Origin of the sequence: uncultured Dietzia sp. (assembly GCF_937873725.1) — a bacterium.
Classification (GTDB): domain Bacteria; phylum Actinomycetota; class Actinomycetes; order Mycobacteriales; family Mycobacteriaceae; genus Dietzia.
The window spans coordinates 41093-51763 of sequence record NZ_CALMYY010000088.1 but is presented as its reverse complement, the minus strand read 5'-3'; the positions used below and the strand labels follow the sequence as shown (position 1 = coordinate 51763).

Below are 10671 nucleotides of genomic sequence, written 5' to 3'. Positions count from 1 at the left end.
CTCAGCCCTCCACGGGCTCGGGCTCGGGCAACTCCACGCCGAGGAGACCGGCGACCATCGCCACGTGCCCCTTTGCCCGGACGTTGTACCGGGCGAGGGAGAGCGTTCCGTCGTGCTCCACCACGAACGTGGAGCGGATCACTCCCATGACGGTCTTGCCGTAGTTCTTCTTCTCCCCGAACGCGCCCCACTCCGTGAGCATGGTCTTGTCCTGATCGGACAGCAGAGGGAAGGTGATCTGGTGCTTGTCACGGAAGCGCGTCAGCTTGGCCGGGGGATCGGGGGAGACGCCGACGACGCCGATCCCGGCCTCCTGCAGCGCGTGGAGCGCGGTCTCGAAGTCCACGGTCTCCGTGGTGCAGCCCGGCGTCAGTGCGGCGGGATAGACGTAGACCAGAACGCGGCCGTGCGTGCCGAGCAGGTCCGCAAGCGACGTCGGAGTCCCGTCGGCGTCGGGGAGCGTGAAGTCGGGGGCGGTCTGGCCCACCTCGAGCCGTGGTGTACTCACCGGTGCTCCTGGAGTCGGGGTCGGGGCGTCTGACCCTCCCAACCTATCCGATGCGTCGGCGCGCGGGCGCGGATCGTCGCCGGGTGCAGTAGCGTGGGCGGAGTCCAGAACCCGCGGCACGCCGCGTGACGAGCGATCGACGGAGGTCTCGTGTCCAGGAGTTACGACAGCATCGAAGGCGACATCGCCAAGGCGCGTGACGATCTCGCGACCACGTTGGACGAGATCATCGACCGGGTCAATCCCAAGAACCTCGCCGCCGAGGGCAAGGAGAAGGCCACGGCCGCGCTGAGGGACCCTCGCGTCCTGGCTGTTCTCGGGGGGATCGCCGCCCTGGTCGTCGGCGGCATCACCGTCTCGGTGGTCAACAAGCGCAAGGAACGCCAGCGCATCGAGGCCTACCTGGCGGCCCGGGGGGCCTGAGCCCCGGCCCGGACCCCTCTGACGACGAGAGGCCCTCCCCGCGGGGGAGGGCCTCTCGTTGTCTTGTGCGCCATCAGGGACTCGAACCCCGAACCCGCTGATTAAGAGTCAGCTGCTCTGCCAATTGAGCTAATGGCGCCTGCGTGGTGCGAGAGAAACAGTAACAGGACGCCGTCGGGAACGCGAAATCGGCTGGTCAGGGCGGGGGTGTCTCGGATGTTGACGAGGCATCCTTAATCATTTCGATATGGAAGGCGTGCATCTTCCCAGGCATACTGGGGTTGAGTTCCCCGCGGCCGAGGCGTGTCCGCGGGGGCGGGGGATGTTCGGAAGGGGCTCTTAGTGACTCAGCGCAGGACGACACCGGCCAGACGAACGGGCGCACGCGTCCGGTCGAGGAGCCGCATCGCGCTGGCCGCGGTTCTCACCACGACGCTCGTCCTCACGGGCTGCACGATCGGCGAGGGCGGCGGGGGATCCCAGGTCGCGGAGGCCCCCGCGGGTCCGGCCGTGGTGATGGACCTGTCCGTCGGAGACGGTGCGCTCGACGCCAACCCCGCCCAACCGGTCGTGCTCACCGCGAGCGACGGTCGCCTCGACTCGGTGGTCCTGCGCAACCCGGAGGGCGTGCAGGTCGCGGGGGAGTTCAACGCCGACTTCACGGAATGGCGGAGCACCGAGGAGCTCGGGTACGGCCGCCAGTACACGCTTGAGTCCTCGGCCACGGACGAGGCCGGCCTGGTCGCGCGGAAGAACGCGACGTTCAGCACCCTCACGCCCCGCATCATGACCGCGGCGTACCTCACCACGGGTGAGGGGTCCACGGTCGGGATCGGACAGCCCGTGGCCGTGATGTTCGACGAGCCGATCGCGGATCGCCGGGCCGCCCAGGACAAGATCGTCATCACCACCGACCCCGCTGTCGAGGGAGCCTTCTACTGGGTGTCCGACCAGGAGGTCCGCTGGCGGCCGGCCGAGTACTGGGCCCCCGGAACCAAGATCGACGTGCACGTGGACATCTACGGCGAGGACCTGGGCGGGGGCATGTACGGCCAGGAGGACGCGTTCAGCAACTTCGAGATCGGTGACGCGGTCATCTCCAGGGTGGACGACTCCACCAAGCAGATCGTGGTCGAGCGCAACGGCGAGGTGGTCAAGACCATGCCCACCTCGATGGGCAAGTCCTCGGCCCCGACCCCCAACGGCACGTACATCATCGGCGAGAAGCACGCGTCGCTGGTGATGGACTCGTCCACCTACGGGGTGCCGGTCAACTCGGCGGAGGGGTATCGCACCCCGGTCCAGTACGCGACCCGCATGTCCTACAGCGGCATCTTCGTCCACGCGGCGCCGTGGTCCGTGTGGGCCCAGGGAAGCCAGAACACCAGCCATGGCTGCCTCAACGTCTCCACCTCGGACGCGGCGTGGTTCTACGAGAACTCCAAGCGCGGCGACATCGTCGAGGTCTCCGGAACGGTGGGCCCGACCCTGCCCGGGTGGGACGGCCTGGGAGACTGGAACATCCCGTGGGCCACCTGGAAGGCAGGGAACGCCGACGAGGGGTCGTCCTGAGCTAGACGGGGTCCTCGAAGAGTCCCTGCCCCACGTAGATCTGCCCCTCCGCCAGGCCCGGCGGGATCGCGAACACCGAGTTCGTGAGGTGCTGCAGGTACTGGGTGAGCAGGTCGAACTGCATCCGGGCCAACAGCGGAGTGAAGTGTTGACGCGGGTCGCGGACGAACGCGATGAAGAACAGGCCGGCGTCCAACCGGCCCAGCTCGTCCGAGCCGTCCGTGTAGTTGTAGCCGCGGCGGAGCATCTGGACGCCGGCGTTCCGGGTCGGGTGCATCAGTGCCACGTGACTCGCCTCGGGGATCACGGGGGAACCGCCCGGGGTTCGTGCGGTGAAGTCCGGCGCGCTGGACTCGTCGCCGCCCGACAGGGGAGCGCCGGAGATCTTGTCCCGGCCCACCGCGTTCTCCTGGTCCCGCAGGGGCAGCTCGTCCCACACCTCCATGGTCATGCGGATCTTGCGGGCGCAGAGGTAGGTCCCGCCGGCCATCCAGTCCGCGGCGCCGCCTCCGTCGCCCTCGGCCACCCAGACGAAGTCCCGCAGCAGTTCGTCCTGGTTCCCGCGCAGCGACGCTGTCCCGTCCTTGAAGCCGAAGAGGTTGCGCGGGGTGACCTGGCCGGCCCCCGTGGAGGAGGTCCGCCCGTAACCGAGCTGCGTCCACCGGACGGTGGCCCACCCGAACGCGATCCGCGTGAGGTTGTGGACGGCGTGCAGCGCCACGAGCGGGTCCTCGGCACAGGCCTGCACCACCAGGTCCCCGCCGCTCCGACCGGGATCGATCTTCTCCGCCGCCATCCGCGGGATGTCCTCGGCGAGCGCGGCGGGCAGCCGGTCGCCCAGGCCGAAGCGGTCGCGGCCCTGCTGGTCCCGGAACAGGGTCCGCCCGAAGCCAAAGGTGATGGTGAGGCCGGCGGCCGGGAGGTCGAAGGCCTCGCCGGTGTCGTCGGGGGGTGCGGATTTGGACACCCGCATCGAGTCGACCGGCAACCCCTGCGTGAGGTTCTCGGCGGCGCGGGTCCACGCGGTGAGCAGGTCGATCAGGGAATCCCGGTCCCGGGCCGTCACGTCGAACGCCGTGAGGTGCATCTGCTGCTGTGCCGGGGTGGTGACGCCCTGCTGGTGCTCGCCGCGGAACGGGTAGCTGAGTTCGCCGATCCCGGGGGCGGCGCCGCCTCCGGCGGAGGCCCGCCCCCCGGCGAATCCCGCCACGGCGCCCACCCCGCCGGCAAGAGCGCCCGCGAGCACCACCCGCCGGGTGACCCCGGTGTCGGTGGTGTGCGCCGGGGGTTCCGCGTCTGCGGGCTGTCGCGGGCCGATCGTCTGCGGGTCCATGTCAGCCGACGATGACCTCGGTCAGGGTGGCCAGTGGCCGCCGCAGGGCGTTGACGGAGTCGGAGAGCTGCTTGCGCTCGGCGGCGTCGAGCTCGGTGAACGGGACGAACCCGTCCTCGCCGGTGCGGTAGCCGTCCAGCGTCGAGCTGAGGGAGGCGATGCGCGCGTCGATCTCGTCGACCAGCTCGGCGTCCTTGAGTTCTGCGAGGTCGCGGACCGTCCCGAACGCCACCGAGGCGCCCTCGAGGTTGGCCTGGATGTCGTAGAGGTCGGTGTGCGAGAAGATCTCCTCCTCGCCGGTGATCTTGGTGGTCGCCACCTCCTCGAGCAGCGCGATGGCGCCGTTGGAGATCTCATCCAGGCCGATCGTGAAGTCGTCGGCGCTGACCAGGTCGTAGAGCGTCCGGGTGTCGCGGTCGAGGGCGTCCGCCATCTCGCGTCGCTGATCCGCGGTGAGCGCGGGCTGGCCGGCGGGCAGCCACAGGTCCTTCTCCAGCACGTGCCACCCGGTCCACGGCTCGCCCAGTTCCTGCGAGTCGGCCTCACGCAGGTCGAGCGCCGGGTCGATGTCCCCGAACGCCTCGGCCGTGGGCTCGATGCGCTCGTAGTGCATCCGCACCCGGGGGTACAGCTCCCGGGCCAGGTCGCGGTCGCCGGCGAGGTAGGCGGTCGTGAACTCCCGGGTCCCGGTGAGCAGCGCCCCGGCCTGATCTCTGACGTAGGCGGTGTAGCTCACCACGGCCGCGTCGCGCAGGGCCTGCTCGTCCTCGGAGACCGTGATCTCCTCACCGGAGTCGGTCACCGTGAACTCGGTGAGTCCCGTGATCTCGCCGACCATGTTGGGCTTGCACGCCGTGTAGTACGTGCCGGGTTCGAGCACGATGGTGAAGTCGGTGGTCGTGCCGGGTCCGAGGTTCTCGCGCTCGCCCACGATCCGGAGCTTGTCCTCGGCGAGGATCTCGAACTCGTTGGACTCGCCACCGGCGTTGACGAGCGTGAAGCGGGCGGTTCCCGAGGGGGTCTCGGTGGCCGAGACCGGGCAGTCGGCGCCGTTGATCGTCACCTCGAGAGGCTCGGAGCCCCCGGTCGCGGGGGTCGGGGTGTTGGCGGTGCACCCCGCGAGCACGGCCAGGGTGGCGGCGAGTCCGACCGGGTACGCGAGGACGGGCTGGCGGAGGATGGCGCGATTCACAGTGTGGTGGCTTTCTTGTCGGTGGGGGCCGGTGTGGCCGGGGTGGTGGTCCCGCCGGCCGGCCGGGGTCGGCGGCGCGTGGCGCGGAGGAAGAGCGGGACCACGACGACGAGGTACGCGACCCATCCGAACACCTGGAGCCAGGTGGGCATGAAGTTCAGGTTCACCACGGCCACGGCCAGCGTGTAGGGCACGACTCCGATGCCGGAGGTGGGGACCAGGTGGGACAGATCGAACGCCCAGTTACCCCAGCCGGGCAGGACGGAGGCCTCCTGGAGGTCGCCGATGCCGTAGGAGACGATGCCGGCGGCCACCACGATGAGGAAGATCCCGCTCCATCGGAAGAACGCACCGATGTCGATCCGCATGGCGCGGGCGTAGATGAGGACCCCCAGGGCCGCGGCGGTGGCGAGGCCGCACACCACCGCGATGGCGGGGACGACGGCCGAGGTGTTCATGGTGGACTGGGTGGTGGCCCAGACGAACATCGCGGTCTCGAGCGACTCCCGACCCACGGCGAGGAGTGCGATCCACACGATCCCGCGGCCGCCCCTGTCCACCGCACCGGCGAGCGAGGTCTCCAGCCCCGCCTTCTGGCCGGCCGCGTGGGTGCCCATCCAGAGGATCATCCAGGTGATCAGGGCTACGGCGAGAAGACTGAGGGTGCCGCCGAGGATCTCCTGGGCGGCGAAAGTCATCGTGTAGGGGCCCCACGTCATGTACGCGCCCGCGGCCAGGGGGACGAGGGAGGCGACGGCGACGCCCGCCCAGAGCCGGGGGAGGAGGTCTCGGCGGCCGATCTTGACCAGATAGGCCACGAGGATGCCCACCACGAGGGCGGCTTCGAGCCCTTCGCGCAAGGCGATGAGGAAGTTGGCGAGGAACATGGAGTGGCCTGGATTCTGATCGGGATCCGGGTCGCGATGGACGGCCCGGGTCGAGGAACTTAGGAATGGCTACCCTTGGTTGCCTCGCGCAGAAAGTTCTACCCCTCGGGAGCGCCGAACGCAACAGCCCCGCCGCGGCCGGTGGAGTCGGGTCGGAGCCGCCCGCCTCGGATGACAGAGTGTCTCCATGACTGCGGAGCGCGAAATCACCGAGATCACGGACCTCGCCCACGGCGTTCGGCTCGACCCGGCCGCCGTGGGCTGGTCGCGTAAGCCCCTGCACCGCACGCACATCGGCGGCTGGGGCCGCACCAAGCGGTGGGAGTACTGGGGGATCGTCTCCGACCGGTTCGTGGTGGGACTCACCGTCGCCGGCCTCGACTATCTGGCCAACTGCGCCGTCTACGTCCTGGACCGGAGGACGGGCGTGGAGACGGTGCGCAGCGGAATCACGCCGCTGCATGCGCCGGGCTTCAGCGACGTGCCGGGCGACGGCACGATTCACGCCGCCGCGGGGTTCGGGTCGACGCGGGTGACGATCGAGATCGACGACGACGAGGTCTCCACCTCCCTCGGTGTGCGGGCTCGTGGGCTGCAGCTGAGCTTGGAGGTCTCCCGCCCGAGGCATGACAGTCTCGCGGTGGTGGTGCCGTGGGGCGCGACGCGCTTCCAGTACACGCTCAAGGATCTGGCCAATCCGGTCACCGGCACGGTGACGATCGACGGCGAGACCCACGTGCTGGGGGAGGGCTGGGCCGTACTCGACCGCGGGCGGGGCCGCTGGCGCTACTCGAACGTCTGGAACTGGGGCGCGGGCAGTGGAGTCGTGGACGGTTCCACCCGCGCGATCCAGGTGGGCGGCAGATGGACCGACGGCACCGGCGTCACCGAGAACGGGATCCTCGTGGACGGGCGGATGCACAAGCTCGGCGATGACCTCCGCTGGTCCTACGACGTGGCCGACCCGGCCGGGCGGTGGCGGGTGCGGGGAGAGCGTCTGGACGCCACTCTCACGCCGTTCCATCAGCGTCGAGACATCACCGAGTTGGGGGTGCTGGCGGTCAAGACGTGGCAGGCGTTCGGCGTCTGGCACGGCATCGGGGTGCTGGACGACGGCACCACCGTGTCACTGGATGGGCTGGTGGGCTGGGCGGAGGAGTCGCGCAACCGCTGGTAGGCGCCGCGTTCGCCCGCAGCGCGGGCGCTACTGCAGCGCCGACGTCAGACGCATCACCGAGTCCATGCGATCGAGGGCACCAAACCCGAGGAGTACCACGCGACGATCGTGCTGCCCCCGGATTCCAGTCAGAAGATGATGACCTTCCTCGCCCCCGGCGCGAAGCCGGTCGAGATCGACTTCTACGTCAACCAGAAGAGGAACGCGCTCTCGTCGCTGACCACCGGAGAGGCCGCGACTGACGTCTCGACGCAGATCAACACGAGCTTCACGCGGACTCTCGACGAGGTCGGCCTGGCTCTGGTGTCGTCGCTGGCCACACACCTCGACGACTCCGAGGCGAAAAAGGCCGTCTATCGGCTCGGCACCGGGGCCGGCGGGATCTCCGTGCAGTTGATCTCCGCAGCGGGGACCGCCGAGATGGTCGCGGCGGTCCTCTCGTCCGGCGACAGCCTCCTGACGAGCGGCGGCTCGCTCGCCTCGTCGTCGTCCCAGGCCGGCGGAGACGCCACCGGTGCGATCCGTCAGGGCGCGGTCGCCGTGACGTCGACGAAGGACGCGCTCGGGGGGTTTGTACACTGTGCTCTGTCGCTGGGTGGGTGCACTTCTGCTCGCGGTGCTCATCCGCACCGAGATCGACGAGGACGCACTCCCGCCGCTCGCCGGCCCGCTCACGCCGTGACAGGAGTACTTCGGGCACTTCGCGATCTTCGGCGGGCTCGCCCTGCTGCAGAGCACGATCCTCTTCGTCGGCGTCATCGCCTACACGCTCGTCCTGGCGATCGGTGAGGCGACCGCCGTACGAGCGGCCATCGCGGGAATCTACGACGGCGACTACTGGCAGGCCGTGGGATGGCTACTGGTGTTCACGCTGCCGTTCCTGTTCATCGGACTGGTTCTGCGCCTGGCCGTGAAGAACTTCAACGACGATCTGAACGCCTCGCTCGAGTCGACCAAGCTCATGAGCGTGTGACCCGGTGCTGTGTGACGCCCTGACCGCCGGCGTCCACACGACGGGGTGCGGGCACGGAGAGCGCGGTCGTCTCGGTGAACGAGAGCAGGGCCCAGACCAGAAGGTCCGGGCCCTGCGCGTCGGGGTGGCTGACGGGACTCGAACCCGCGACAGCCAGGATCACAACCTGGTGCTCTACCAACTGAACTACAGCCACCATCGCCGCCCTCGCGGACAGCGCCCACGATGTTACCCGGTCGACACCCGGGGCGGGAAATCCCCTGGTGGTGCTCCCGGCGGGTCAGACCACCGGGGGCAGGGCCGCCGCAGCCGCCCGGACGTCCTCCGAGGTCGGCCCGGGCTGCGGCACAAATGCGGTCGCCCGGTAGTACTGCAGCTCGCGGATCGATTCCTTGATGTCCGCCAGGGCGCGGTGGGCCATGCCCTTCTCCGGCTGGCCGAAGTAGATGCGCGGGTACCAGCGCCGGGACAGCTCCTTGATCGAGCTGACGTCGATCATCCGGTAGTGCAGGTAGCCGTTGAGATCCGGCATGTCGCGGGCGAGGAACCCGCGGTCGGTGCCGATCGAGTTGCCGGCCAGGGGGGCGGTCCCGGCCACCGGCACCCAGGTGCGGATGTAGTCCAGGACCAGCTTCTCGGCCTCGGCGAGGGTGACCGTCGACTCGCGGATCTCCTCGGTCAGGCCCGAGGAGGCGTGCATGTCCCGGACGACGGGCAGCATCGCGTCGAGCTTGGCCTCGGTGGTGTGGATGACGATGTCCACGCCCTCGCCGAGGACGTTGAGCTCGGAGTCGGTGACCAGGGCCGCGATCTCCACCAGGACGTCGTGGGAGATGTCGAGGCCGGTCATCTCGCAGTCGATCCAGACGATCCGGTCGTTCTTGGACTCCTGGTGGGGCGTCGGCGCGGACGCGGCTGCGATGGTCGGCTCTGGCATCATTCGACTATATCGCCGTCGCCGTGGGCGGCCGACGTCCCGTGACGCCCCGCAGCCCGAGGAGCCTGACAGATGACCGACACCGCCGCCCGCCAGATCGCCTCCGGATACACGACGGAGGGAGGGGCGGTCACCCTCGGTTCCGTGGTGGTGGACGGCGTCGCCGACCCCGCCGCGACGGTGGCGCTGCCGCTGTCCATGGTCAACCGCCACGGGCTCATCGCCGGGGCCACCGGGACGGGTAAGACCAAGACGGTCCAGTTGTTCGTCGAACAACTGTCGGCGAATGGCGTCCCCGTCGTCGTCGCCGATATCAAGGGTGACCTGTCCGGCCTGGCCGCGCCCGGGGAGGCGTCCGCGGCGATCTCCGATCGCGCGGCGCGCGCGGGCGCCGACTGGACGCCCGAGGCGTTCCCGGTGCAGTTCGTCTCGCTGGGGACCGGGGGGATCGGGGTCCCGATCCGCGCGACGATCTCCGGCTTCGGGCCGATCCTGCTGTCCAAGGTGCTGGGGCTCAACGCCACCCAGGAGTCGACTCTCGGACTGATCTTCCACTGGGCCGACCAACAGGGCCTCGAACTGTACGACCTCAAGGACCTCCGCTCGGTGATCCAGTACCTCACCGGCGACCAGGGTAAGGCCGACCTCAAGGGGATCGGCGGGGTGTCCACCGCGACGGCCGGCGTGATCCTGCGCGCCCTGGTCAACCTCGAGGCCGCGGGCGGCGACACGTTCTTCGGCGACCCGGAGCTCGACCCCGCCGACCTCATGCGCACCGAGGACGGCCGGGGCGTGGTGACCGCGATCGAGCTGGGGGACCAGGCCGCCCGGCCGGCGCTGTTCTCGACGTTCCTCATGTGGATCCTGGCCGAGCTGTTCCAGACGCTGCCGGAGAAGGGCGACGCGGACAAGCCGGAGCTCGTGTTCATCTTCGACGAGGCCCACCTGCTCTTCGCCGACGCCTCCAAGGCGTTCCTCGAGCAGGTCGTGCAGACCGTCAAGCTCATCCGCTCCAAGGGCGTGGGGGTGTACTTCTGCTCGCAGCAGCCCACGGACATCCCCAGGGACGTGCTCTCCCAGCTCGGGGCGCGGATCCAGCACGCCCTGCGCGCGTTCACGCCCGAGGACCAGGCGGCGTTGGCCAAGACGGTCAAGACCTATCCGAGGTCGGAGGTGTACGACATCGCCACGGCGCTGACCTCGCTCGGAACCGGTGAGGCGATCGTCACCGTGTTGTCCGAGCGGGGCGCGCCCACGCCGGTGGCGTGGACGCTCATGGCCCCGCCCCGCTCGCTCATGGACACGATCGGAGCCCCGGCGATCACGGAGAAGGCCCGGGCCTCCGGGCTGTACGCCCGGTACGGGGCCACCGTGGACCCCCTGTCGGCGTTCGAGAAGCTCCGGGCCCAGGCCGACGCCGCGGATCGGGCGGCCCTCGACGCCGAGGCCGCGGCGCAGCAGGCGGAGCGGGCCCGGGAGCAGGCGAGAGTCGAGGCGCAGGAGCAGGCTCAGGCCGGCGACGGGGCGGGCGGGGGCGGCGACGAGTCGTTCGTGGAGCGGGCCATGGCCAATCCGGCGGTCCGCTCGTTCCTGCGCTCGGCCGCCTCGGCGGCGGGGCGGGAGATCAGCCGGAACATCTTCGGCACCCGCACCCGCCGCCGCAGGTGAC

11 protein-coding genes and 2 tRNA genes are annotated in these 10671 nt (G+C 69.8%); 6 read left to right on the top strand and 7 right to left on the bottom strand.

The window, feature by feature from the left end:
* Position 1 precedes the first annotated feature (1 nt).
* A complete protein-coding gene (locus tag Q0444_RS09055) occupies positions 2–508 on the bottom strand; it encodes a peroxiredoxin (RefSeq protein WP_291082137.1) in 507 nt (168 codons plus the stop codon).
* Between the two features lie 150 nt (positions 509–658).
* On the opposite strand from Q0444_RS09055, the gene Q0444_RS09050 reads away from it, so the two are divergent.
* Complete coding sequence (locus tag Q0444_RS09050) at positions 659–931, top strand: DUF3618 domain-containing protein (protein WP_291082135.1); 273 nt, start codon at positions 659–661, stop codon at positions 929–931.
* Positions 932–997: 66 nt separating this feature from the next.
* On the opposite strand, the gene Q0444_RS09045 is transcribed toward Q0444_RS09050, so the two are convergent.
* A tRNA-Lys gene (locus Q0444_RS09045) sits at positions 998–1070 on the bottom strand.
* Between the two features lie 317 nt (positions 1071–1387).
* Between Q0444_RS09045 and Q0444_RS09040 the strand changes: the two genes are divergently transcribed.
* Entirely contained in the window at positions 1388–2503 is a 1116-nt protein-coding gene (locus Q0444_RS09040) for an Ig-like domain-containing protein (RefSeq protein ID WP_291080095.1), read from the top strand.
* 1 nt (position 2504) lies between these two features.
* Here Q0444_RS09040 and efeB read toward each other — a convergent pair whose 3' ends face one another.
* Genes efeB through efeU form a run of 3 tightly spaced genes read right to left on the bottom strand, consistent with a single transcriptional unit; the run spans position 2505 to position 5915 of the window.
* Positions 2505–3836, bottom strand: a complete 1332-nt coding sequence (efeB, locus tag Q0444_RS09035; RefSeq protein WP_291080048.1) for an iron uptake transporter deferrochelatase/peroxidase subunit — start codon at positions 3834–3836, stop codon at positions 2505–2507.
* A 1-nt stretch (position 3837) separates the two neighbouring features.
* On the bottom strand, positions 3838–5028 hold the full coding sequence (gene efeO, locus Q0444_RS09030; RefSeq protein ID WP_299023034.1) for an iron uptake system protein EfeO: 1191 nt from the start codon (positions 5026–5028) through the stop codon (positions 3838–3840).
* On the bottom strand, positions 5025–5915 hold the full coding sequence (gene efeU, locus Q0444_RS09025; RefSeq protein WP_299023032.1) for an iron uptake transporter permease EfeU: 891 nt from the start codon (positions 5913–5915) through the stop codon (positions 5025–5027). The genes efeO and efeU overlap by 4 nt, the downstream gene beginning before the upstream one ends.
* A 187-nt stretch (positions 5916–6102) precedes the next feature.
* Between efeU and Q0444_RS09020 the strand changes: the two genes are divergently transcribed.
* From Q0444_RS09020 to Q0444_RS09010, 3 genes are all read left to right on the top strand, one after another.
* Positions 6103–7092, top strand: coding sequence for a DUF2804 domain-containing protein (locus tag Q0444_RS09020; RefSeq protein ID WP_291080053.1), 990 nt, complete (start codon positions 6103–6105; stop codon positions 7090–7092).
* Between the two features lie 135 nt (positions 7093–7227).
* Positions 7228–7881, top strand: coding sequence for a hypothetical protein (locus tag Q0444_RS09015; RefSeq protein WP_291080055.1), 654 nt, complete (start codon positions 7228–7230; stop codon positions 7879–7881).
* Positions 7882–7939: 58 nt separating this feature from the next.
* Positions 7940–8065, top strand: coding sequence for a hypothetical protein (locus Q0444_RS09010; protein WP_291080057.1), 126 nt, complete (start codon positions 7940–7942; stop codon positions 8063–8065).
* A gap of 123 nt (positions 8066–8188) precedes the next feature.
* Here the strand turns inward: Q0444_RS09010 and Q0444_RS09005 are convergent.
* Positions 8189–8261: transfer RNA gene (locus Q0444_RS09005), tRNA-His, on the bottom strand.
* A gap of 84 nt (positions 8262–8345) precedes the next feature.
* On the bottom strand, positions 8346–9002 hold the full coding sequence (gene orn / locus Q0444_RS09000) for an oligoribonuclease (protein ID WP_291080059.1): 657 nt from the start codon (positions 9000–9002) through the stop codon (positions 8346–8348).
* Positions 9003–9074: 72 nt separating this feature from the next.
* Between orn and Q0444_RS08995 the strand changes: the two genes are divergently transcribed.
* The gene (locus tag Q0444_RS08995; protein ID WP_291080061.1) at positions 9075–10670 is read left to right on the top strand and encodes a helicase HerA-like domain-containing protein; all 1596 of its coding nucleotides are present in this window, start codon (positions 9075–9077) and stop codon (positions 10668–10670) included.
* Position 10671: the final 1 nt, after the last annotated feature.